A 23080-nucleotide genomic window follows, 5' to 3' on the forward strand; every position below is an offset into this window, starting at 1 on the left:
AAAAAATTCTACAAAAACCGCCAGTATTACTACTGGCGGTTTTTTATTTCAGCCAAAAGCGATCAGACCTTGCTGCGCTCATACCGCTTGCGGTCGTTCTCGTTGAGCATCTTCTTGCGCAGGCGGATGGACTTCGGGGTCACTTCCACCAGCTCGTCGTCGGCGATGAACTCCAGCGCCTGCTCGAGGGTGAACTTGATCGGCGGAACCAGGGCGATGACCTCGTCCTTGCCGGAAGCGCGCATGTTGTCGAGCTTCTTGCCCTTGGTGGGGTTGATCACCAGGTCGTTGTCGCGGCTGTTGATGCCGCACAGCTGGCCTTCGTAGATGTCCTGGCCCGGCTCGAGGAACAGCTTGCCGCGGGCCTGCAGGGTTTCCAGCGAGTAGGTCAGCGCGGTGCCGGTGGCCATCGACACCAGCACGCCGTTCTGGCGGTTGGTCACTTCGCCGGCCTTGATCGGGCCGTAGTGGCTGAAGGTCGAGGTCAGGATGCCGGTGCCCGAGGTCAGGGTCAGGAAGTTGTTGCGGAAGCCGATCAGGCCGCGCGCCGGGATGGTGTACTCCAGGCGCACACGGCCCTTGCCGTCGGGGATCATGTTGGTCAGATCGCCCTTGCGCAGGCCCATCTGCTCCATCACCGGACCCTGGTGCTGCTCCTCGATGTCGATGGTGACGTTCTCGTACGGTTCCTGCTTCTCGCCGGCCTCGTTCTCGATGATCACCACTTCCGGGCGGCCCACGGCCAGCTCGAAGCCTTCACGACGCATGGTCTCGATCAGCACCGACAGGTGCAGCTCGCCACGGCCGGAAACCTTGAACTTCTCCGGGGACTCGCCCTGCTCGACGCGCAGCGCCACGTTGTGCAGCAGTTCCTTCTCCAGACGGTCCTTGATGTTGCGGCTGGTGACGAACTTGCCTTCCTTGCCGGCGAACGGCGAGTCGTTGACCTGGAAGGTCATGCTCACGGTCGGCTGGTCGACGGTCAGCGGCGGCAGCGCCTCGACGTTGTTCTGGTCGCACAGGGTGTCGGAGATGAACAGCTCGTCCATGCCGGAGACGCAGACGATGTCGCCGGCGGTGGCTTCCTCGACCTCGACGCGCTGCAGGCCGGAGTGGCCCATGACCTTCAGGATGCGGCCGTTGCGCTTCTTGCCGTCGGCGCCGATGGCGGTCACCGGGGTGTTGGTGCGCACCTTGCCGCGGGCGATGCGGCCGATGCCGATGACGCCGAGGAAGCTGTTGTAGTCCAGCTGGGAGATCTGCATCTGGAACGGGCCTTCGACGTCCACCACCGGGGCCGGCACGTGGTCGATGATGGCCTGGAACAGCGCGTCCATGTTGTCGTCCATGGCCTCGTGGTCCATGCCGGCGATGCCGTTCAGGGCGCTGGCGTAGACGATCGGGAAGTCCAGCTGCTCGTCGGTGGCGCCGAGGTTGTCGAACAGGTCGAAGATCTGGTCGATGACCCAGTCCGGACGCGCGCCCGGGCGGTCGATCTTGTTGACCACGACGATCGGACGCAGGCCGGCCTTGAACGCCTTCTGGGTCACGAAGCGGGTCTGCGGCATGGGGCCGTCCTGGGCGTCGACCACCAGCAGCACGGAGTCGACCATGCTCATCACGCGCTCGACCTCACCGCCGAAGTCGGCGTGGCCGGGGGTGTCGACGATGTTGATGTTGTAGCCGTTCCACTTGATGGCGGTGTTCTTGGCCAGGATGGTGATGCCGCGTTCCTTTTCCTGGTCGTTGGAGTCCATCACGCGCTCGCTTTCGGCTTCCTTGCGGTCCAGGGTGCCGGAGAGCTTGAGCAGGCTGTCGACGAGGGTGGTCTTGCCATGGTCGACGTGGGCGATGATGGCGATGTTGCGCAGATTTTCGATCACTGGGGTGTCTTCTCGATAGGTGACGCTTGAATTCGGATGCCGGGCTGAGTGTCGCGCCCCGCTGGCGACAGCATGATTACTGCGTGTGCGGCCGGTCGGGAGGGCGGTGGCGGATGCTGCCGCCGAACAGGCCGGGCATCCTACGCCGGACGATAAACGCGCACATTGGCATGCCCCTCGCTGAGCAGGTGGTGGGCATGCAGGCGGCTCATCACGCCGCGGTCGCAATACAGCAGGTACTGGCGATTGGCGTCCAGTTCCTTGAAGTGGTTGTTGATGGCGTAGAACGGCAGGGTCTGCACCTCGATGCCGGGCAGGTCGAGGGGCTGGTCCTCGGCGGCGTCGGGGTGGCGGATGTCGAGGACAATCTGCCCGGGCAGCGCTTCGCGCACTTCCTCGATGGGCAGGTCCTTGCCGAGCTCGTCGATCACCTTGTCGATGGTCACCTTGCGCGCGCGCTCCAGGGCGCGGTCGAGGATCGCCATGTCGAACTGCGCTTCCTCGTGCTCGATGCGGTAGCGCTTGGCGCGGGTGGTCGGGTTGACCGAGATGACCCCGCAGTATTCGGGCATGTTCTTGGCGAAGGCGGCGGTGCCGATGCGTTCGGCGGTGTCGATGATGTCCTGCTTGTGGCTGGCGATCAGCGGGCGCAGCACCAGGGTGTCGGTCACCGAATCGATCACCGAGAGATTGGGCAGGGTCTGGCTGGACACTTGGGAGATCGCCTCGCCGGTGACCAGCGCGTCGATGCGCAGCTCTTCGGCGACGCGCGAGGCGGCGCGCAGCATCATGCGCTTGAGCACCACGCCCATCTGGCTGTTGTCGACCTTGCCGAGGATCTCGCCGACCACTTCCTCGAACGGCACGCTGACGAACAGCACGCGGTGCGAGCGGCCGAACTTCTCCCACAGGTAGTGGGCGACTTCCATCACCCCCAGCTCGTGGGCGCGCCCGCCGAGGTTGAAGAAGCAGAAGTGGGTGAGCAGGCCGCGACGCATCATCTGCCAGGCGGCCACGGTGGAGTCGAAGCCGCCGCTCATCAGCACCAGGGCCTGCTCCAGCGAGCCGAGCGGGTAGCCGCCCATGCCGGTGTGGCGGGCGTGCTCGATCAGCAGGCGGTCGTAGCGCACCTCGAAGCGCACCTCGATCTCCGGCTGCTTGAGGTCGATGCCGGCGGCGCCGCACTCGCGGCGCAGGCGGCTGCCGACATGGGTGGCGACGTCCACCGAGGAGAAGGCGTGCTTGCCGGAGCGCTTGCAGCGCACCGCGAAGACCTTGCCGGCCAGCTGCGCACCGAAGTGGTGCCGGCACTTGTCGAAGATGTCGTCGAAGTCGCCCAGCGGGTACTCGTGGACCTCCAGGCAGTGGGCGATGCCCGGCGTGCAGCGCAGGCGTTCGAGCATCTCGGCCAGCCGGCGGGGCTCGTCGACGCGGGTCTGCAGCTCGATGTTGTCCCACTCGCCCTGTACGTCCAGTTCGGGGTCGAGATCCTTGAGTACCGCACGGATGTTCTTCGCCAGCTGGCGGATGAACTGCTTGCGCACCGGACGACTCTTGATGGTGATCTCGGCGAAAGGTTTGACGATGACTTTCATGTAATGAACTGGACGGGGGCGTAGCCTGAAAAAGGGGGCGCAGAGTATAGCGGAAAACTGCTCAACTCTTGAGCAGTTTTCCGCGCGAAGGCAAAAGCGCACCAAAATGTTTCAGTGCAACCCTTGAAAGCACAGGCTTGGTGCAGGATGCTGGCGCCCGCGCAAGGCAACGCCCGGAAAAGCCGCATTTTCCCGCACCCGGCGTCCATTGGCGGGCACTGGCACGCTGCTTGCTTATTCAAACGGGACAACTTTTCCGGCGGGCGTCACGCCCGGAGCCAACCGATTCTACCGGGCGCCCTGACCGCCCACGAGTACCCCTGGAGGACAGCATGTCGAAGGCACTGCAACTGATCCAAGAACACAGCGCAAAGTGGATTGATCTGCGCTTCACCGATATCCGCGGCCAGCAGCACCACATCACCATGCCGGCGCGCGATGCCGACGAGGACTTCTTCGAGTTCGGCAAGATGTTCGACGGCTCCTCCCTGGCCGGCTGGAAGGGCATCGAAGCCTCCGACATGATCCTGCTGCCCGACGACGCCACCGCGGTGATGGACCCCTTCACCGAGGAGCCGACCCTGATCCTGGTCTGCGACGTGATCGAGCCGTCCACCATGCAGGGCTACGACCGCGACCCGCGCGCCATCGCCAAGCGCGCCGAGGAATACCTCAAGTCCACCGGCATCGGCGACACCGTGTTCGCCGGCCCCGAGCCCGAGTTCTTCATCTTCGACTCGGTGAAGTACAAGTCGGACATGTCCGGCTCGATGTTCAAGATCTTCTCCGAGCAGGCCGCCTGGAGCAGCGACGCCGACGTCGACGGCCGTCAGGGCAACAACGGCCACCGCATCGCGGTCAAGGGCGGCTACCTGCCGACCCCGCCGAGCGATCCGGACCACGAGATCCGTACCGCCATGTGCAACGCGCTGGAGGAAATGGGCCAGATCGTCGAGGTGCACCACCACGAAGTGGCCGGCGCGCAGAACGAGATCGGTGTGAAGTTCAACACCCTGGTCGCCAAGGCCGACGAAGTGCAGACCCTCAAGTACTGCGTGCACAACGTCGCCGAAGCCTACGGCAAGACCGCCACCTTCATGCCCAAGCCGCTGTACGGTGACAACGGCTCCGGCATGCACGTGCACATGTCGATCGCCAAAGACGGCAAGAACACCTTCGCCGGCGAAGGCTATGCCGGCCTGTCCGATACCGCCCTGTACTTCATCGGCGGCATCATCAAGCACGGCAAGGCGCTGAACGCCCTGACCAACCCGTCGACCAACTCCTACAAGCGTCTGGTCCCGGGCTTCGAGGCGCCGGTGATGCTGGCCTACTCGGCACGCAACCGCTCCGCATCGATCCGCATCCCCTACGTGGCCAGCCCGAAAGGCCGCCGCATCGAGGCGCGCTTCCCGGACCCGGCAGCCAACCCGTACCTGGCCTTCGCCGCCCTGCTGATGGCCGGTCTCGACGGCATCCAGAACAAGATCCACCCGGGCGATGCCGCCGACAAGAACCTGTACGACCTGCCGCCGGAAGAGGCCAAGCAGATCCCGCAGGTCTGCGGCAGCCTGAAGGAGGCCCTGGAGGCCCTGGAAGCCGACCACGAGTTCCTGCTCAAGGGCGGCGTGTTCACCAAGGACTTCCTGGACGCCTTCATCGAGCTGAAGTCCGCCGAGGAAATCAAGGTGCGCACCTTCGTCCACCCGCTGGAGTACGACCTGTACTACAGCTGCTAAGCCCGCCGTAACGGCATGCCAGAGAGGCCTCCCGATGGGAGGCCTCTTCGTTTCCGGGCCGGCGCAACCCCGGCTCGCAGAAGCGCCGCACGTTCGTCCGGGCAGCGGCCGCGCAGGCTTTGCGGCCTTGCCCACAGAGCGTACGGCGCAGGCTTGCCGGACGTGCCGGCAAGGTGCAAGGCTGCTCCTCCGCACCTAGGAGGAACGCCCGATGCGCCTGCCCGCACTCTGCCTGCTGCTCGCCTGCGCCCTGCCGGCCAGCGCCGAGATCTACCGCTCCACCGACGCCCAGGGCAACCCGGTGTTCAGCGACCGCCCGCTGCCCGGCGCCAGCCGCGTCGAGCTGCCCGCCGACAACCGCATGGACAGCCCGCAGACCACCGCGGCGCCCGCACCCGGCAGCACCGAGCCCGAGGGGGCGCCCGCCTACCAGCAGCTGCGGATCAGCCAGCCGGCGCCGGACGCCAACCTGCGCAGCAACGACGGCAGCCTGAGCGTCAGCCTGAGCAGCCAGCCGGCGCTGCAGCCCGGCCACCGCTACCGCCTGCTGCTCGACGGCCAGGCGCAGGGCAGCTCGACCAGCCCGCAGTTCCGGCTGCACAACCTCGACCGCGGCAGCCACAGCCTGGCCGCCGAGATCGTCGATGCCGACGGCCGGGTGCTGGCCCGCAGCCCCAGCCAGAGCGTCCACCTGCAGCGCCACTCCGTGCAGCACACCCGCCCCACGCCATCCGCCAAGCCGCCCCAGCCCTGACGCCATGACGCCACACCTGTCGGGCGCGACCGCCCTGCCCCGCCGCCGGGCACGGCGCACCATAACGGTGCATCGCCGTGTCCGGCGACCTATACTGATCCGGCCGTATCGCGCCAGCGCAACCCCGGCGCCGCCCTCCGCCCGGCTGCGCAGGCGCCGGACCACGCCCGCTGCGGCCCATTGCCGGGCGGCGGCGCGGGCCGCCTGAACGGCCGCGGGCAATGCACGAAAAAGCGGCAAGCCACTGCCCCCGATCTGCGCCGCGAACACTGGCGCGCTTCTTGCAGTTCCCATGCACCTCAAGGAGCGCATGCTGACCATGGCCTACGACTCTCTGCAGCGCCTGCTGCTCGACAACCTGACCACCGCAGTGGTGCTGCTCAACGGCGAGCTGCGCCTGGAATACATGAATCCGGCCGCCGAGATGCTGCTCGGCGTCAGCGGCCAGCGCAGCCTCGGCCAGTTCGTCAGCGAACTGTTCAGCGAGATGCCCGACGGCCTGGCAGCGCTGCGCCAGGCGGTGGCCAGCGGCCACCCATTCACCAAGCGCGAGGCGCAGCTGCTGTGCAACAGCCTGCAGCCGCCGCTGACCGTCGACTACACCGCCACGCCGATGACCGGGCTGGGCGGCGCCCTGCTGCTGCTCGAACTGCACCCACGCGACCGCCTGCTGCGCATCACCAAGGAGGAGGCGCAGCTATCCAAGCAGGAGACCACCCGCCTGCTGGTGCGCGGCCTGGCCCACGAGATCAAGAACCCGCTGGGCGGCATCCGCGGCGCCGCCCAGTTGCTGTCGCGCGAGCTGCCCGACCCGGCGCTCAAGGACTACACCAACGTGATCATCGAGGAGGCCGACCGGCTGCGTAACCTGGTCGACCGCATGCTCGGCTCCAACAAGCTGCCGCAGCTGGCGCCGGTCAACATCCACGAGGTGCTGGCGCGGGTCTGCAGCCTGGTCGAGGCGGAAAGCCAGGGCCGCCTGAGCCTGGTGCGCGACTACGACCCGAGCATTCCCGAGCTGCTGGCCGACAGCGAACAGCTGATCCAGGCGCTGCTCAACATCGTGCGCAACGCCATGCAGGCCATCGCCGCGCGCAAGCAGCCCGCGGAGCCGGGGCAGATCGTTCTGCGCACCCGCGCCCTGCGCCAGTTCACCATCGGCCACCAGCGCCACCGCCTGGTCTGCCGGGTGGAGGTCATCGACAACGGCCCGGGCATCGACCCGGCGCTGCAGGACACCCTCTTCTACCCCATGGTCAGCGGGCGTGCCGACGGCACCGGCCTGGGACTGGCCATCGCGCAGAACATCCTCAACCAGCATCAGGGCCTGATCGAGTGCGACAGCCAGCCCGGACGCACGGTCTTTTCGCTGTTCCTGCCGCTTGAACAAGGAGTACCGACCCCATGAACCGACCGGAGACCGTCTGGATCGTCGACGACGACCGCTCGATCCGCTGGGTGCTGGAAAAAGCCCTGCAACAGGCCGGCATGCCCAGCCAGAGCTTCGACAGCGCCGACAGCCTGCTCAACCGCCTGAGCCTCGAACAGCCCACGGTGATCCTCTCCGACATCCGCATGCCCGGCGCCAGCGGCCTCGACCTGCTGGCGCGGATCCGCGAACTGTACCCACGCCTGCCGGTGATCATCATGACCGCCCATTCCGACCTGGAAAGCGCGGTGGCCTCCTACCAGGGCGGCGCCTTCGAGTACCTGCCCAAGCCGTTCGACGTCGACGAGGCGGTGTCGCTGGTCAAGCGCGCCACCCTCCACGCCCGCGAGCAGCAGGCGCTGGCCGCGCCCGCCGAGCAGGCCGCCACCCCGGAGATCATCGGCGAGGCGGCGGCGATGCAGGAGGTGTTCCGCGCCATCGGCCGCCTGAGCCACTCCAACATCACCGTGCTGATCAACGGCGAGTCCGGCACCGGCAAGGAGCTGGTGGCCCACGCCCTGCATCGCCACAGCCCGCGCGCCAACGCACCGTTCATCGCCCTGAACATGGCGGCGATCCCCAAGGACCTGATGGAGTCCGAGCTGTTCGGCCACGAGAAGGGCGCCTTCACCGGCGCCGCCGCGCAGCGCCGCGGACGTTTCGAGCAGGCCGACGGCGGCACCCTGTTCCTCGACGAGATCGGCGACATGCCGGCCGACACCCAGACCCGCCTGCTGCGCGTGCTGGCCGACGGCGAGTTCTACCGGGTCGGCGGCCACACCCCGGTCAAGGTCAACGTGCGGATCATCGCCGCCACCCACCAGAACCTGGAAACCCTGGTGCGCGAGGGCAAGTTCCGCGAGGACCTGTTCCACCGCCTCAACGTGATCCGCATCCACATCCCGCGCCTGGCCGACCGCCGCGAGGACATCCCGACGCTGGCGCGCCACTTCCTCGCCCGCGCCGCCCAGGAACTGGCGGTGGAGCCCAAGCTGCTCAAGCCGCAGACCGAGGAATACCTGCAGAACCTGCCCTGGCCGGGCAACGTGCGCCAGCTGGAGAACACCTGCCGCTGGATCACGGTGATGGCCTCCGGGCGCGAGGTGCATGTCGACGACCTGCCGCCGGAGCTGCTGCAGCACAGCCAGGACGCCCCGGTCGGCGGCAGCTGGGAGCAGTGCCTGCGCCTGTGGGCCGAACAGGCGCTGGCGCGCGGGCAGAGCGACCTGCTCGGCAGCGCCCTGCCGGCCTTCGAGCGGGTGATGATCGAGAGCGCCCTCAAGCACACCGCCGGCCGCCGCCGCGACGCCGCGCAGCTGCTCGGCTGGGGGCGCAACACCCTGACCCGCAAGATCAAGGAGCTGGACATGGCGGTGGAAGGCGGCGACGAGGACGAGAGCCTCTGAGGCGGCGCGCCGGGCAAAAAAATCCCCGACATGCGCAAGGCATGCCGGGGCAGGAAATGGCGGGAAATCCGGACAGAGCACCCTCACCCGGTTACCACGCCTACGGGTCGCACCCCCGATAGGATCAGCCGCCCGCCTGGCTGTGCAGGTCGTCGCGCACCTGTTCGCGCAACGTCTGCCGCCGGGCCAGCAACCAGAAACAGAACAGCAACAGCACCGCACCTTCCAGCGCCAGGGTCAGCGGCGCGCCGATGCGCGCGGCCAGCAGGCCGGCGAGCAGGCCGCCGATGGCGTCGAAGCCGAAGCGCGTCGAGGTGAAGAACGACACCACCCGGCCGCGCAGCTGCTCGGGCGCCAGGCTCTGCAGCAGCATGTTGATGCCGACGTTGCCGACCGAGATGCCGAAGCCGAGCAGCGCCATGGCGGCCAGCGCCAGCGGCACCACCGGGCTGGCGGCGAAGGCCAGCAGCGCCGCCGCGCTGAGCAGCGCGCCGACCAGCACGATGCGTACCAGCCCGGGCAGCGCCTGGCGGGTGGCGAGGAACAGGGTGGAAAGGAAAGCGCCGCAGCCGGCTGCGCCCCACAGCCAGCCGAGGGTCTGCGCGTCGCCGCCGAAGATGTCGCGGGCGAACACCGGCAGCAGCACCGCGTAGCTGGAGGCGGTGAGGTTGACCATCGCCAGGGTGAGGATCAGCAGGCGGATCGGCTGGTTCTGCCAGACGTAATCCAACCCCTCGCGGAACACCTTGCCGGTCGAGCCGCTGGCGCGCGCCGGCGTGTCGATGCGGATCAGCAGCAGGCCGATCAGCAGGGCGAGGAACGACAGGCCGTTGAGCGCGAAGCACAGCGCCTCGCTGGTCAGCGCCAGCAGCACGCCGGCCAGCGGCGGGCCGACGAAGCGCCCGGCGTTGAACAGCATGGCGTTGAGCGCCAGGGCGTTGGGCAGGTCTTCGCGACGGCCGACGAAACTGCCGATCAGCGACTGGCGCAGCGGCGTGTCGAAGGCATTCAGCACGCCGAGCAGCAGCGACATGGCGACGATCAGCGCCGGGCCGATCAGCTCGAAGGCGGTCAGCCCGGCCAGCACCAGCGCCTGCACGGCGAGGATGCCCTGCACGGCGATCAGCAGGCGGCGCTTGTCGTGACGGTCGGTCCAGGCGCCGGCCAGAGGGCCGACGATCAGTTGCGGCAGCAGCGCGGCGAAGGTGGTGACGCCGAGCAGCGCCACCGAGCCGGTGAGCCGGTAGATCAGCCAGGACAGCGCGACCTGCTGGATCCAGCTACCGAGGATCGACACCGCCTGACCGGCGAAATACAGGCGGAAATTGGCGTGCTGCAGCGCACGCACGGCGACCGGCCACTGGCGATCGGCGGAAGAAGTCACGGCGCCTCCTGCGGTAAGCGGGCCGCCCCTGGCAGCATCGCAAGAAGGAAAAAAGCCGCCGCCCGCAAAGAAGACACCCACAAGTGCCCGGGCGGCAGCAGATGTTTAACATCTTAATGGTTGTCCGGCGCCGGCGCCAGCCCTGTGCGCCCGCAGCACCCGGCCGGCCACGAAAAAGGGCCATGCATCGCTGCATGGCCCTTTGCGGTAACGCTCGGCGCCTGTACTCAGGCAGCGCGCTCGACGCGGCGGAAGGCGCGGCTGAAGTACACCAGGCTGTCGCCTTCCTCGCGCACGTGGATGTCGTCCAGCTCGACCAGCAGCACCGAGTGGGTGCCGATCTCCTGGCTCTCGACGATGCGGCCCTGCAGGTTGGCCAGCGCGCCTTCCAGCACCGGCAGGCCTTCGCTGCCGGTGGTCCACGGATCGAGGGCGAAACGCTCCTCCATCGCCACCCCGGTCATCCCGGCGAAGTGCTTGGCGGCTTCTTCCTGCTCGCCGGACAGCACGTTGACGCACAGGCGGCCGTTGGCCTTGAACACCGCGTTCATCGCGCTGTTGCGGTTGACGCAGACCATCAGGGTCGGCGGGGTATCGGTCACCGAGCACACCGCGGTGGCGGTGATGCCGCAACGGCCGGCTTCGCCGTCGGTGGTGATGATGTTCACCGCGGCGCTCATGTGCGCCATGGCATTGCGGAAGGCGAGCTGCTTGGGATCGAGCGGCGACTGGGACATGTGGGTAACTCCTGGCGCAAGGTTGTGGGCCGGGGAAAGGCTTCCCGCGACCGGCGGCGTCGCTGGCGGACGCTTTCGAAAGGGCGTGCTCCAAGTGTAACGACTCGGTGCGCTTTCCCCAATCATGAATATCTAAACGAATCTGCAGAATGTCTTTTCCGCGCTTTGACTTGCACTTTTCACAGACTGGCGCCGCAGCGGCCGGACGCCTCGGGAAGCCTGCCCGCGCGGCAATAACGGGCACGCGCCGCACCCGCAGCGCCCAGGGCACCGGACTCCCCGGCCGGGCCGCGGCGGCCCCGTGGGCTTGCCCCCGTCACGGGAACTCGTGCTAGAGTCCGCCCCCATGAACCTGTTAACGATTTCCCGCGTCCGCTATTACGCCTATTACCGCACCTCACCGAGGCGGTAGGCGCGTACGCGCATCCGATCCGCCTGAGGCGGACCGGATCGTCTTTTCCACAGTCTCCTCAGGCGTTTCGCCATTCCCCCAAGGAGACTGCAATGCCCCCGATCGACACCGACCTGCTCGCCCTGCTCGAAGAGCGCGGCTTCGTCCACCAGCACACCGACGCCGACGGCCTGCGCGCCGCCTTCGCCCGTGGCCCGCTGACCGCCTACCTCGGCTTCGACGCCACCGCCGACAGCCTGCACGTCGGCCACCTGCAGGGCCTGATGCTGATGCGCTGGCTGCAGCACGCCGGGCACAAGCCGCTGCTGCTGATCGGCGGCGCCACCACGCGGATCGGCGACCCGAGCTTCCGCGACAGCAGCCGGCCGATGCTCGATGACGCCACCATCGCCGCCAACATGCGCGGCATCGAGAGCGCCTTCCGCCGCTACCTGCGCCTGGGCGACGGCGCCAGCGACGCCCAGGTGGTGGACAACGCCGACTGGCTGGACGGCCTCGGCTACCTGGAGTTCCTCAACCGCGTCGGCCGCCACTTCAGCGTCAACCGCCTGCTGACCTTCGACGCGGTGCGCAGCCGCCTGGAGCACTCGCTGTCGTTCCAGGAGTTCGGCTACACCCTGCTGCAGGCCTACGACTTCACCGAACTGGCGCGCCGCCATGGCTGCACCCTGCAGATCGGCGGCGCCGACCAGTGGGCCAACATCATCAACGGCGTCGAGCTGTCGCGCCGCCAGGACGGCCCGCAGCTGTACGGCCTGACCATGCCGCTGCTGACCACCAGCGACGGCCGCAAGATGGGCAAGTCGGCGCAGGGTGCGGTGTGGCTCAACGCCGAGCGTCTGGCGCCGTTCGACTTCTGGCAGTTCTGGCGCAACTGCGACGACCGCGACGTCGGCCGCTTCCTCGCCCTGTTCAGCGAGCTGCCGATGGCCGAGGTGCGCCGCCTCGGCGCGCTGCAGGGCGCCGAGCTGAACGAGGCGAAGATCGTGCTGGCCAACGAGGCCACCCGCCTCGGTCACGGCGAGGCGGCCGCCCAGGCGGCGGCCAACGCCGCGCGCGGGGTGTTCGACGGCGCCGCCGGGCTCGACGGTCTGCCGACCCTGCACCTCGCCCCCGCCCGGCTGGCCGCCGGAGTGAGCCTCGCCGAACTGGCCGTGGAAGCCGGCCTGGCCGCCTCGCGCAGCGCCGCGCGGCGCCTGGCCGCCGGCGGCGGCCTGCGCCTGGACGGCGTGGCGGTCAGCGATGCCGAGCAGCCGCTGGACGGTACGAGCGGCGAATGGCGGCTGTCGGCCGGGCGCAAGCAGCATGTGCGCATCGCCCTCGCTCGCTGAGTCGTCCCGCGCCGCCCGCCCTCTTGCGGCGGGCGGCCAGGCAAAAAAAGACCCGCGACGTCGCTGCCGTGACGTCGCGGGTCAAATCTCGCTGACGGAATAACACTGCGCCTCCCTGGCTGCGCGCGGCGGCGCGGTGTGGCGGCCGGGAATGGCCTGCCAGAAGCACCGCCAGCGCTCCCTGATGGCACCGCAGCGGCTGCCCGGCCGCTGCGCAGCCGTCCTCAGTAGGCGATGCACACCGACTTGAGTTCGGTGAACGCCTCCACCGCACCGCGACCGAATTCGCGGCCGATGCCCGACTGCTTGTGGCCGCCGAACGGCAGGTTGGGGTCCAGCGGCACATGGCTGTTGACCCACACGGTGCCGGCCTGGATCTGCGGAATCAGGTTCATCGCCTGGCCCAGATCGTTGGTCCACAGGCTGGCGGCCAGGCCGTACTGGCTGTCGTTGACCATCGCCATGGCCTGCTCGATGCTGTCGTAGGCCAGCACCGAGAGCACCGGACCGAAGATTTCCTCGCGCGCGGCGGACATGCCCTGCTCGACATCGCCGAGCACCGTGGGCGCCACGAAGTAGCCCGGCAGCTCCGGCGCGCCGCCGCCGGTCAGCACCCGCGCACCCTCGGCGCGGGCCTTGTCGAGATGGCCGAGCACGCTGGCCTGCTGACGCCGCGACACCAGCGGATTGATCTGCGCCTCGGGGTCCATGCCGGCGCCGATGCGCATGCCCTGCACCGCCGCGGCCAGCGCCTCGGCGAATTCGGCGCAGCGCGCGCGCGGCAGGTAGATGCGCGAGGCGGCGGCGCACACCTGGCCCTGGTTGAGCAGCCCGCCCATCAGCGCGCCGCCCACCGCCTTGTCCAGATCGGCGTCGGGCAGGACCAGCATCGGGTTCTTGCCGCCCAGCTCCAGCGAGAAGCGCGTCATGTTCTGCAGGGCGGCCACGCCGATCTGCTTGCCCACCGCAGTGGAGCCGGTGAACGACACCTTGCTCACCCGCGGATCGCTGACCAGCGCGGCGCCGGCCAGCGCGCCGCGGCCGACCACCACGTTGAGCACTCCCGGCGGAATCCCCGCCGCGATGGCCAGCTCGGCCAGGCGCAGGGCGGTCAGCGGGGTTTCGTCGGCCGGCTTGATGACGATGGTGCAGCCGGCGGCCAGCGCCGGGACGATCTTCCAGATGGCGATCATCAGCGGGAAGTTCCACGGCACGATGCCGACCACCACCCCCGCCGGCTCGCGGCGGGTGTAGGCGTTGTAGCGGGTGCCGGGCGGGATCGGGATCGACACGTCGAGGGTCTGCCCCTCGATCTTGGTCGCCCAGCCGGCCATGTAGCGCATGTACTCCACCGAGGCGCCGACCTCGATGGCGCGGGCGATGTGGATCGACTTGCCCTGGTTGAGGGTTTCCAGCTGCGCCAGCTCCTCGCCGTGGGCCTCGACCACCTCGGCGAAGCGCAGCAGGATGCGCTCGCGGTCGGCCGGGCGCAGGCCGCTCCACACGCCGCTGCGGAAGGCGCGCTGCGCCGAATCCAGCGCCAGCTCGACCTCGGCGGCGCCGGCCATCAGCAGTTCGCTGAGCGGCGCGCCACTGGCCGGGTTGTAGACCTCGACCCGCTCGCCGGCATGTTCGGCAAGCGGCGCACCGTCGACGAACGAGGTGTGCCGGCGCTGGAGGAAGGCGCTCACCTGGGCGAGCGGTTCGATAAGGGCGGGACGGGTCATGGGCTTACTCCGGATCGGGACCGGGCGCGGCTCCGCGGCGTGCAGGCGCACGCGGCGGAGCCGCGCCGTATGCCTTGATCATAGACAGCCCCCCGCCGCACGCCTTGCCCGAGACTGCCAACCTTCTTGACTGGCTGTGCCGCCGGCGCGCTACCAGGGCAGCGTCTGTCCCTGATGGTCGACGAAGCGGCAGTCGCGCCGCCCGGCGGCCGCCTCGATCACCGCCAGCAGGCCGCCGACGCTCTGCTCGACGCTCAGCGGCGCCGCCGCGCCGCCCATGTCGGTCTGCACCCAGCCCGGATGCAGCGCCAGCAGGGCGAACTCGCGGCGTTCGCCGAGCTGCGCCGACCAGGACAGCAGCAGGCTGTTGAGCGCCGCCTTGCTCGCCGCATACAGCGGCATCTCGGCGCCGGGGCTGAGCTGCAGGCTGGCCATTGCCGAACTGGTGCAGGCCAGCACGCCATCCGCTGCCAGGCGCGGCGCCAGGGTGCGCGCCAGGCGCAGCGGGGCGATGGCGTTGCTGACGAACAGCTCGGCGATCTCGGCGTCGTCGGCGCCCAACACGTCCTGGGCCGCCGGGCCGTAGACCCCGGCATTGAGCAGCAGGCGGTCGAGGGTGGCGCTGCCCAGCTGGGCGTCGATCCGCGCCGCGGCCCCGGCGGCATTGAGGTCGCCGGCGAGGATCTGCAGGCGTTCGCCGTACTGCTCGGCCAGCGCCTGCAGGCCGGGCGCGGCGGCGGGGTTGCGGGCCACGGCGAAGACCCGCTCGCCGCGCTGCAGATAGGCCTGGGTCAGCCCCAGACCGATACCGCGCGAGGCGCCGGTGACGAGAACGTTGAGCATGGAAACCTCCGGAAATCGGGAACGGTTTCACAGCGTAGCAGGCGCCGGCCGCGCAGCGCGCGATGCAGATCGGTGGCCGGGCCGCCGCGCAGAGCCGCCGGCCGCCCCGGATGACGCCGGCAAGGGACAGCCGGCCCGCCCGTTGCCGCGGGTCGGGCCGGCCGAGGGTGACGCGGTCAGAAGAAGGTGACGAACATCAGCTGGCTGTACAGGTTGGTGCCGCTGCCGCCGAGCTGCACGCCGCCGTTGTCGGCGCTGCGCTCGGGCTGGTAGAGGCCGAGCAGCGGGCTGATCAGCAGGTGGTCGTTGACCATCCACTCGGCGTACAGGTCCAGTTCGCGGCCGCCGAGATCGCCGAGGTTCTTGTCGATGCTGTCGAAGTCGAAGTACAGCGCGCCGACTGTGACGCTGTCCAGCGGCGTGGCCTTGAGGCCGACGTGATGGACGCGGGTGTTGCTGTTGAACGGGCCGGCGTAGTTGGCCGCCACCTCGCCCTGGAACCAGGTGCCGTAGCCGCGGTTGAAGCCGTAGAACAGCGGGTCGAAGGCCTCGGAGAAGCGGCTGTAGCGGTAGGTGGCGGTCGGCGCCCAGGGCAGCTCGGCGAAGGTCCAGCTGCCTTCCAGATACCAGGCGTTCTCGCGGCCGCTGCTGCGGTCCTGGGTGGCGTACTCGAAGGCCAGGTTGAGGTTCTCCACGCCAAGTCCGCCGGCGCCGCGCAGGCTGACGGTGTCCATGCCGTCGCGCTCGGCCTGCGCCGGGCTGGCGAAGCGCTCGTTGACGTCCAGGCCGCGAATCCAGGTCAGCCCCAGGGTGCCGGGCTCGGCGACGTGTTCGAGAGTGGCGATGGCCAGCTCGGTCTCGGCCTGCGCGCGGCTGTCGGACTTCAGCCACATCAGGTCGCCGCGCAGGCCCTGCTCGCCGCCCAGGCGCAGCACGGCGGTCTGGTCGAAGGCCTTGCGTGCGGCGATGTAGTAGGCGCCGCCGCGGTCGTAGTCGTCGCCGAGGTCGACGTCGCCGAAGTTCAGCGAATCGCCGTTGATCAGGAAGCCGTCGCCGATCACCACCTTCTGCCGGCCGGCGGAGAGGTCGACGCCGTTCTCGCCGAGGGCCGGGAACAGGTTACCGGAACGCCAGCCCAGGTAGGCGTCCTCGACGTCGGTACGCCGCTCGCTGCCCTCGGTGAAGCCGGCGGCGTCGCCGTCGCCCCAGGTGCCGGAGCTGATCAGGCTGACCGCGCCGTACAGGCTGCCGGCGCCGCCCAGCCCCTGGCTGCCGCTCAGGCCGTACTTGATGTAGCCCTCGCGCCAGCTGGAGCCGCCGCTGTCGCGGTTGCCGAACAGGGCGTAGTTCTTGCGGCTGTGCATCAGGCCGAAGACCGCCTCCAGGTCGGCGTTGAGCTGCGTGTCGCCCTGGTTGTACAGCTCGTAGGCATGGGCCGGGGCCAGGCTCAGGCCGCCGAGGGCGACGGCCAGGGCCAGCGCCAGAGGGGCGCGGCTCGATCCGTGGGTGGTGTGCTTCATGGGGGCAGACTCCGCTTTTGTTATGTCGTTCGAACGCCGTGGGCACCGGTGCGCAGCCACGGGCACCGGCGCCTGACCGGGCATTAATCCCACAGCCGGCGGGTGGCGGTCTTGTGCCTGCTTGCCAACCGCTTGCTTGTACGCGCCAGCCCAGCACCCGGCGAGGGCGCGCGACTCATGCCGGCGATGGGGCGGATTGCGCAGCAGGTATGGCGGATAGGTATAGCCGCGCGCCGCCTCCGGCGCCTGCAACCGGGCGGAGACGGGGTCGGGACGAGGGTCGGCAGGAGTCCTGCAGTGCAGCGCTGCAGGCGGAACAGCACGGTGCGAGCGCCACCGGGCAGGGCTGGCACGAATCTGGCTAACATGTTAACAATGCCCCGCCCAGCCAATAACAAGCGGCGGCCCACCGCCCACTGCAGGAGGTGCTGCATGTCCAGCCTTCACGTCTCGGCCCGGCTGTTCGACCGCTGGCAGAACGAGCTGCATCGCGTCTGCGGACGCTTCCAGTCCGCCCCGCCGCGCCAGGCCGACGGCTTCATCGGCGAGATCGCCCTGCACGACCGCGGCGGCCTGGAACTGGCACACATCCGCACCAACGCAGGGCGCATCGCCCGCCTGCAGGGCAACGGCGAGCGCGGCGACGGTCGCCACTGTTTCCTGATCGTCAACCGCAGCGGCCACGCCGAGATGCGCCAGGACGGCCGCAGCGTGCGCCTCGGTCCCGGCGACATGGCGCTGATGGATTCGGCGCGGCCCTGCGAGATCCTCCCCGCCGGGCTGATCGACCACCTGTCCTTCCACCTCGAACGCGACACCCTGTGCCGGCACCTGGCGCCCAACCAGCGGCTGTTCGGCAAGCTCGACCTCGCCTCCACCAGCGGCCGCCTGCTGGCCAGCCTGGCGGTACAGATCCACGGCGAGGGCGCGCCTGCAGCGTGCAGCCAGGACGAGGGCGCCGCCCTGCAGAACGCGCTGATCGCCCTGCTGCTGCCGACCCTGCGCGGCGACGCGCTGGCCGGCGGCATCCCCGACGAGGCGCCGCACGCCACCCTACTGCGCGACCGCGCCCAGCGCCTGATCGGCCAGCGCCTCCACGATGCGCAGCTGACCCCGCAGTCGCTCGCCGAGCAGCTGCACATCTCCATCCGCCAGCTCTACCGCCTGTTCGAGGACAGCGGCGATAGCGTGTGCCGCTACATCCAGCGCCAGCGCCTGCAGCGTAGCGCCGAGGACCTGCTCGACCCGCAGTTGCGCCACGAGTCGATCACCCGCATCGCCTTCAAGTGGGGCTTCGCCGACTCGGCGCACTTCAGCCGGGCCTTCAAGCGCGAGTTCGACCGCTCGCCGCGGGAGTACCGCCTGCACGGCGGCGGCCACTGAGCCGCGCGGGACGCCTCAGCCGGCCAGGGCGGCCTCGCGCCGCTCGGACAGCGCAACCCCCACCAGCGCGCGCTCCAGGCGGCGCAGCATCTCGTCGATGTTGCCATGACTGACGGTCAGCGCCGGCGAAAAGCGCAGGATGTGCGGCTGCGGAGCATTGAGCAGCAAGCCCTCGTCGAGCGCCGCGCGGGCCACCTGCGGGGCCGAGAGACGCTGCAGCGGCAGCCCCCAGAGCAGCCCGTGGCCGCGCAGCGGGCCGTGGCCCTGGCGGCGCGCCACCTGGGCCAGACCATCGCGCAGGTGCTCGCCGAGGCCGCGCACCTGTTCGAGAAAGCCCGGCTCCAGCACCGTCTTCAGCACCGCCAGGCCCGCCGCCAGCATCAGCGCGTTGCCGTGGTAGGTGCCGCCCTGCTCGCCCGGCTCCAGGCAGCAGGCGCTGCCGCGCGCCAGCAGCGCGGCCAGTGGCACGCCGCCGCCCAGGCCCTTGCCGAGGGTGAGGATGTCGGCACGCACGCCGTACAGCTCCTCGGCCAGCAGCGCGCCGCAGCGGCCCATGCCGGTCTGCACCTCGTCGAGGATCAGGAGCACGCCGCGCGCGCGGCACAGCCGCTCGGCGCCCTGCAGGTAGTCGAGGGTCGCCGGGATCACCCCGGCCTCGCCCTGCACCGGCTCCAGCAGCACCGCCACGGTATGCGAGTCGACCGCCCGGGAGAGCGCCTCCAGGTCGTTGAACGGCACCTTGACGAAGCCCGGCACCTTCGGCTCGAACATCGCCTGGAAGGCCGGCTTGCCGGAGGCGGACATGGCGCCGAAGGTGCGGCCGTGGAAGCTGTGACGGGCGGTGACGATGGTGAAGGCCCCGTCGCGATGCCGCTGGCCCCACTTGCGCGCCAGCTTGATCGCGCCCTCGCAGGCCTCGGCGCCGCTGTTGAGGAAGTAGGCCTGGTCGCTGCCGGTGGCCTCGCACAGCCGGCTGGCCAGCTTGAGCAGGCCGCCGTGGTAGTGGGCGGCGCCGGGATTGATCAGCCGCTCGGCCTGGCGCTGCAGCGCCTCGACCACCACCTTCGGGCTGTGGCCGAGGCTGTTGACCGCCCAGCCCTGGGTGAAGTCCAGATAGGCGCGGCCCTCGCTGTCCCACAGCCAGGAACCCTGGCCGCGCACGAAGACCTGCTCGGGGCGCTCGACGCTGGGCATCAGGCGCAGGCTCGCCAGTGCGTCACGCATGGCACACCTCCGCCCCGGCGCCGCTGCGTCCGTACAGCCGCATTTGCCAGTCCTCCAGTTCGCCGCTGTCCAGGCGCCGCCCGGCGATCCGCCGCCAGTCCCCCGCCAGCGCCGCGCAGCCCTGCATCTGGCGCAGCGCGCTGCGCTCCAGCGGCTGGTGGACGAACCAGCGCAGCAACTGCGCCACGCTGAGCTGCGGGTAATGGCGCTGCACCAGCGTGAGCGGCGCCTCGACGCTCACCGGGCCGGGGCGCAGTACCCGGTAGTACCAGCCGCAGCGCCCGCTGTCCTGCAGCAGACGCGGCAGCTCGGGCAGGTTCCAACGCTGCGCCAGGCAGTAGTCGGGCAGGTGCGGCTGGCTGACTTCGAGCAGCGCCTCGCCCCAGCGCCAGAGATCGCCAACGCACACCGCCTCCTCCAGCAGGCCGAAGGCCGAGAAGTTCTCGCCGCAGGCCGCCGGGCGCCACTTGTTGAAGGCGAAGCGCTTGCGCCAGTGCCGGTAGTGCTCGGCCGGATAGTGCAGCAACGCACGGTCGCTATCGCCGGGATGGTGTCGCCGGCCCAGGGTGTCGCCGGGCAGACCCTCGCTGCCCAGCCAGACCTCGCCGTCCAGACGCTGCTGCACGGCGGACTCGCCGGTTATTTCTTCGACTTTTCCTATGAATACTTCGCGGATCTTCAGGGCGCGCATGGGGCCACCTGCCAGCCGTTTTGCCTTGGATGGCGATAGACTATGGCGGCCACCGGCCCGTCGGCCATTTCGATTTTCCAGCTTCATTCATAAGCATTCGTTATGAATAGAGCCCATCCGGAGCAGGCACCGCCCATGGACTTTCGCCAGTTGCGCTACTTCGTCGCGCTCTACGAGGAAGGCCACGTCGGCCGCGCCGCCGAGCGCCTGAGCCTCTCGCAGCCGGCGCTGTCACAGCAGATCCGCCAGCTGGAAGGCGAACTGGAGGTGGCCCTGTTCCAGCGCAGCGGCCGGCGCCTGCTGCCGGCGCCCGCCGCGCACACCCTCTATCACCACGCGGTGCCGCTTCTCGACGGCCTGGAGCGCAGCCGCGAGGCGATGCGCGCGTTCCGCGGCCAGACCCCGCGCAGCCTGGCCATCGGCGTGCTGCAGACGGTCAACGCCAGCCTGGTGCCACACCTCCTGGAGCGCCTGCGCGCCGTGCAGCCCCATCTGGTGGTACAGATCTACGAGCTGTCCGGCATCGACATCGAGCGACGCCTGCTCACCGGCAGCCTGGACATCGGCATCGGCTTCCTGCCGCCGCGCCAGCCGGGCCTGCACAGCCTGCCGCTGTACGAGGACGAGCTGCAGCTGGTGATCGCCGCCGACCATCCGCTGCGCGAGTTCCGCAAGGTATCGCTGGCCCAGGCCGCCGAACTGCCGATGCTGCTGCTCGGCGAGGAGTTCCGGGTCCGGCAGATCTGGCAGGAACAACTGGCCGGCATCGGCCGCCGGCCGCGGGTCCAGGCCGAACTCAACCAGATGAGCGGGATTCTCGACAGCCTGGCGCACACCCGCCTGGCCTCGGTGCTGCCCGGCCGCGCCCGGCAGGCCCAGGGCCAGGCGGCGCTGCTGTGGAAACCGCTGAGCGAGCCGCGCATTCCGCTGCAGGTCGGGTTGGTCTATCGCGACGCGCAGCGCCAGCAGGCGACCCTCGAACTGCTGCGCTCGGCGCTGGACGGCGAGCTCTGAACGGGATGGCGGGCAAATCGCAGGCAAAAGAAAACCCCGCCGAGGCGGGGTTCTTGCAGATCGTGTCCTGAAGTTCCGTATCGCTCCACCGTCCTGATGGAATCCCTGTAATCCGTGTTCTGATGTGCGCTTCCTGCGCCAAGTCCAGATGTGCTTAGGTTAGTGCCGCGCCCTGCACCTTTCTAGGGCGCTTGCCCCCGGCGTCGTGTAAGCCATGGCTTACACGGTCGATGCCCCTCATCACAACAGCGATTCGGGCACCTCGTAGAGCACCGCGCTGCCGGATCGCAGCGCCGCGCTCAGGGCGTGGATGCGCGGCAGCAGACGGGCGAAGTAGAAGCGCGCGGTGGCCAGCTTCTCGGCGTAGAAGACCTCCTGCGCCTCGCGGGCCAGGGCGAGCCGCGCCATGCGCGCCCACAGCCAGGCGTAGACGGTGTAGCCGAACACCTGGAGATACTCCACGGAGGCGGCGCCGACCTCGCGGGGATCGCGCCGGCCCCGCTCGATCAGCCAGTCGCTCAGCGCATCCAGGTTGTCCAGGGCGGCGGCCAGCGGCGCGGCGAACTCCCCGGCGGTATCGAGATCGGCGCGCATCTCGGCGGCGAACGCCCGGTACAGCGCGCCGCCGTCGGCGACCAGCTTGCGCCCGGCCAGGTCCAGCGCCTGGATGCCGTTGGTACCCTCGTAGATCTGGGTGATGCGCACGTCGCGCACCAGCTGCTCCTGTCCCCACTCGCGGATGTAGCCGTGGCCGCCGAACACCTGCTGGCCGAGCACGCAGACCTCCAGTCCCAGGTCGGTGAGGAACGCCTTGGCCACCGGGGTGAGCAGCGCCACCCGCGCTTCGGCGGCGGCGCGCAGGTCGGGCTGCGGGGCGTCGCGGGCCAGGTCCAGCTGGCTCGCCACGTAGCTGGAGAAGGCCCGGCCGCCCTCGGTGAGCGCCCTCATGGTCAGCAGCATGCGCCGCACGTCGGGCTGCGCGACGATCGGGTCGGCGCTCAGCCCGGGCGCCACGGCGCCGCCCGGCGCGCGGCCCTGCAGGCGTTCGCGGGCGTAGGCGCGGGCGTTCTGCCAGGAGCGCTCGCCGGCCGCCAGGCCCTGGATGCCGACGCCCAGGCGCTCGTAGTTCATCATGGTGAACATCGCCGCCAGCCCCTGGTGCGGCGCGCCGACCAGCCAGCCGCGGGCGCCGTCGTAGTGCATCACGCAGGTACTGGAGGCCTTGATGCCCATCTTGTGCTCCAGCGCGCCGCAGCTCATGGCGTTGCGCGCGCCGAGGCTGCCGTCGGCCTCGACCAGGAACTTGGGCACCAGGAACAGCGAGACGCCCTTGCTGCCGGGCGGCGCGTCGGGCAGCCGGGCCAGCAGCAGGTGGACGATGTTCGGCGTCAGGTCGTGCTCGCCGCCGGTGATGAAGATCTTGCCGCCGAAGATCCGGTAGCTGCCGTCGCCGTCGGGCTCGGCGCGGGTGCGGATCAGCCCTAGGTCGGTGCCGGCCTGGGGTTCGGTCAGGCACATGGCGCCGGCCCATTCGCCGCGGTACAGGCGCGGCAGGTAAAGGGCCCGGAGCGTCGCGTCGGCGTGGGCGGCCAGGGTCAGCGCGGCGCCGGCGCTGAGCATCGGGTAGAGGGCGAAGGACAGGTTGGCGGCGTTGAGCAGCTCCTCCACCTGGGCGGCGAGCGCCTTGGGCATGCCCAGGCCGCCGTGTTCCGCCTCGCCGCTCAGGCCCACCCAGCCGCCCTCGGCCCAGGCGCGCCAGGCAGCGGCAAAACCGGCCGGGGTGGCGACCCCCTCGGCGCGCCATTGGCAGCCTTCCTCGTCGCCGCTGCGGTTGAGCGGCGCCAGGCGCTGGGCGCAGAGCCGGGCGGCCTCTTCCAGCACGGCGCGGGCAATGTCGGCGTCCAGGCTGCCTGCCAGTCGGGGCAGCGCGGCCCACTGGGCCGGGACGTCGAGCAGTTCTTCCAGCACGAAGCGCATGTCGCGCAGCGGCGCCTGGTAGTCGGCCATT

17 protein-coding genes are annotated in these 23080 nt (G+C 69.6%); 7 read left to right on the forward strand and 10 right to left on the reverse strand.

Translation table 11 applies throughout. From position 1 onward, the window contains the following. Positions 1–62: 62 nt before the first annotated feature. Together typA and thiI are read right to left on the reverse strand one after the other, a co-directional pair. Positions 63–1883: a translational GTPase TypA gene (gene typA / locus BLU22_RS02445; protein ID WP_090211855.1), complete on the reverse strand. Its 1821-nt coding sequence runs from the start codon at positions 1881–1883 to the stop codon at positions 63–65. A gap of 140 nt (positions 1884–2023) precedes the next feature. After that, positions 2024–3478 (reverse strand): tRNA uracil 4-sulfurtransferase ThiI, encoded by a 1455-nt coding sequence (gene thiI / locus BLU22_RS02450; RefSeq protein WP_090211857.1) that lies wholly within the window; start codon positions 3476–3478, stop codon positions 2024–2026. 332 nt (positions 3479–3810) lie between these two features. On the opposite strand from thiI, the gene glnA reads away from it, so the two are divergent. The 4 genes from glnA (at position 3811) to ntrC (ending at position 8806) form a co-directional block, all read left to right on the forward strand. Then, positions 3811–5217 carry a type I glutamate--ammonia ligase gene (gene glnA / locus BLU22_RS02455; protein ID WP_090211858.1) on the forward strand — a complete coding sequence of 469 codons (1407 nt, stop codon included), beginning with the start codon at positions 3811–3813 and terminating at the stop codon, positions 5215–5217. Between the two features lie 211 nt (positions 5218–5428). Beyond that, on the forward strand, positions 5429–5971 hold the full coding sequence (locus BLU22_RS02460; RefSeq protein ID WP_090211860.1) for a DUF4124 domain-containing protein: 543 nt from the start codon (positions 5429–5431) through the stop codon (positions 5969–5971). Between the two features lie 319 nt (positions 5972–6290). Beyond that, positions 6291–7379, forward strand: a complete 1089-nt coding sequence (glnL, locus tag BLU22_RS02465; RefSeq protein ID WP_090216201.1) for a nitrogen regulation protein NR(II) — start codon at positions 6291–6293, stop codon at positions 7377–7379. Then, the gene (ntrC, locus tag BLU22_RS02470) at positions 7376–8806 is read left to right on the forward strand and encodes a nitrogen regulation protein NR(I) (protein ID WP_090211861.1); all 1431 of its coding nucleotides are present in this window, start codon (positions 7376–7378) and stop codon (positions 8804–8806) included. The genes glnL and ntrC overlap by 4 nt, the downstream gene beginning before the upstream one ends. Positions 8807–8930: 124 nt before the next feature. On the opposite strand, the gene BLU22_RS02475 is transcribed toward ntrC, so the two are convergent. Together BLU22_RS02475 and hpaC are read right to left on the reverse strand one after the other, a co-directional pair. Beyond that, positions 8931–10190, reverse strand: a complete 1260-nt coding sequence (locus BLU22_RS02475) for an MFS transporter (protein WP_197676763.1) — start codon at positions 10188–10190, stop codon at positions 8931–8933. 227 nt (positions 10191–10417) lie between these two features. Then, positions 10418–10927, reverse strand: coding sequence for a 4-hydroxyphenylacetate 3-monooxygenase, reductase component (hpaC, locus tag BLU22_RS02480; RefSeq protein WP_090211863.1), 510 nt, complete (start codon positions 10925–10927; stop codon positions 10418–10420). A 504-nt stretch (positions 10928–11431) separates the two neighbouring features. Here hpaC and tyrS point away from each other — a divergent pair. Further along, complete coding sequence (tyrS, locus tag BLU22_RS02485) at positions 11432–12670, forward strand: tyrosine--tRNA ligase (protein WP_090211865.1); 1239 nt, start codon at positions 11432–11434, stop codon at positions 12668–12670. A gap of 224 nt (positions 12671–12894) precedes the next feature. Here tyrS and BLU22_RS02490 read toward each other — a convergent pair whose 3' ends face one another. The 3 genes from BLU22_RS02490 to BLU22_RS02500 all read right to left on the reverse strand — a co-directional run bounded on the left by BLU22_RS02490 (position 12895) and on the right by BLU22_RS02500 (position 16724). Continuing rightward, entirely contained in the window at positions 12895–14397 is a 1503-nt protein-coding gene (locus tag BLU22_RS02490; protein ID WP_090211867.1) for an aldehyde dehydrogenase family protein, read from the reverse strand. 150 nt (positions 14398–14547) lie between these two features. Next, the gene (locus BLU22_RS02495; protein ID WP_090211868.1) at positions 14548–15240 is read right to left on the reverse strand and encodes an SDR family oxidoreductase; all 693 of its coding nucleotides are present in this window, start codon (positions 15238–15240) and stop codon (positions 14548–14550) included. Between the two features lie 176 nt (positions 15241–15416). Beyond that, positions 15417–16724: an alginate export family protein gene (locus BLU22_RS02500; protein WP_090216207.1), complete on the reverse strand. Its 1308-nt coding sequence runs from the start codon at positions 16722–16724 to the stop codon at positions 15417–15419. A gap of 468 nt (positions 16725–17192) precedes the next feature. Here BLU22_RS02500 and feaR point away from each other — a divergent pair, with 468 nt between their 5' ends. Continuing rightward, complete coding sequence (gene feaR, locus BLU22_RS02505) at positions 17193–18143, forward strand: transcriptional regulator FeaR (RefSeq protein WP_090211870.1); 951 nt, start codon at positions 17193–17195, stop codon at positions 18141–18143. Positions 18144–18158: 15 nt separating this feature from the next. On the opposite strand, the gene BLU22_RS02510 is transcribed toward feaR, so the two are convergent. Beyond that, entirely contained in the window at positions 18159–19367 is a 1209-nt protein-coding gene (locus BLU22_RS02510; protein ID WP_090211872.1) for an aminotransferase class III-fold pyridoxal phosphate-dependent enzyme, read from the reverse strand. After that, positions 19360–20058 (reverse strand): MOSC domain-containing protein, encoded by a 699-nt coding sequence (locus tag BLU22_RS02515; protein WP_090211873.1) that lies wholly within the window; start codon positions 20056–20058, stop codon positions 19360–19362. Before BLU22_RS02515 ends, BLU22_RS02510 begins: the two co-directional genes overlap by 8 nt. Positions 20059–20193: 135 nt before the next feature. Between BLU22_RS02515 and BLU22_RS02520 the strand changes: the two genes are divergently transcribed. After that, a complete protein-coding gene (locus tag BLU22_RS02520; RefSeq protein WP_090211875.1) occupies positions 20194–21072 on the forward strand; it encodes a LysR family transcriptional regulator in 879 nt (292 codons plus the stop codon). Between the two features lie 240 nt (positions 21073–21312). Here BLU22_RS02520 and BLU22_RS02525 read toward each other — a convergent pair whose 3' ends face one another. Then, entirely contained in the window at positions 21313–23079 is a 1767-nt protein-coding gene (locus BLU22_RS02525) for an acyl-CoA dehydrogenase C-terminal domain-containing protein (RefSeq protein WP_090211876.1), read from the reverse strand. Position 23080: the final 1 nt, after the last annotated feature.

The organism is Pseudomonas guangdongensis (assembly GCF_900105885.1).
GTDB classification, from domain to species: Bacteria; Pseudomonadota; Gammaproteobacteria; order Pseudomonadales; family Pseudomonadaceae; genus Geopseudomonas; species Geopseudomonas guangdongensis.

Bases quoted from the DNA above. Each gene is read 5' to 3' on its own strand.
- BLU22_RS02490 (WP_090211867.1), bottom strand. From the start codon at position 14,397: ATGACCCGTCCCGCCCTTATCGAACCGCTCGCCCAGGTGAGCGCCTTC.
- glnL (WP_090216201.1), top strand. From the start codon at position 6,291: ATGGCCTACGACTCTCTGCAGCGCCTGCTGCTCGACAACCTGACCACC.
- BLU22_RS02515 (WP_090211873.1), bottom strand. From the start codon at position 20,058: ATGCGCGCCCTGAAGATCCGCGAAGTATTCATAGGAAAAGTCGAAGAA.
- BLU22_RS02510 (WP_090211872.1), bottom strand. From the start codon at position 19,367: ATGCGTGACGCACTGGCGAGCCTGCGCCTGATGCCCAGCGTCGAGCGC.
- BLU22_RS02495 (WP_090211868.1), bottom strand. From the start codon at position 15,240: ATGCTCAACGTTCTCGTCACCGGCGCCTCGCGCGGTATCGGTCTGGGG.
- tyrS (WP_090211865.1), top strand. From the start codon at position 11,432: ATGCCCCCGATCGACACCGACCTGCTCGCCCTGCTCGAAGAGCGCGGC.
- glnA (WP_090211858.1), top strand. From the start codon at position 3,811: ATGTCGAAGGCACTGCAACTGATCCAAGAACACAGCGCAAAGTGGATT.
- BLU22_RS02460 (WP_090211860.1), top strand. From the start codon at position 5,429: ATGCGCCTGCCCGCACTCTGCCTGCTGCTCGCCTGCGCCCTGCCGGCC.
- feaR (WP_090211870.1), top strand. From the start codon at position 17,193: ATGTCCAGCCTTCACGTCTCGGCCCGGCTGTTCGACCGCTGGCAGAAC.
- hpaC (WP_090211863.1), bottom strand. From the start codon at position 10,927: ATGTCCCAGTCGCCGCTCGATCCCAAGCAGCTCGCCTTCCGCAATGCC.
- BLU22_RS02520 (WP_090211875.1), top strand. From the start codon at position 20,194: ATGGACTTTCGCCAGTTGCGCTACTTCGTCGCGCTCTACGAGGAAGGC.
- ntrC (WP_090211861.1), top strand. From the start codon at position 7,376: ATGAACCGACCGGAGACCGTCTGGATCGTCGACGACGACCGCTCGATC.
- BLU22_RS02525 (WP_090211876.1), bottom strand. From the start codon at position 23,079: ATGGCCGACTACCAGGCGCCGCTGCGCGACATGCGCTTCGTGCTGGAA.
- thiI (WP_090211857.1), bottom strand. From the start codon at position 3,478: ATGAAAGTCATCGTCAAACCTTTCGCCGAGATCACCATCAAGAGTCGT.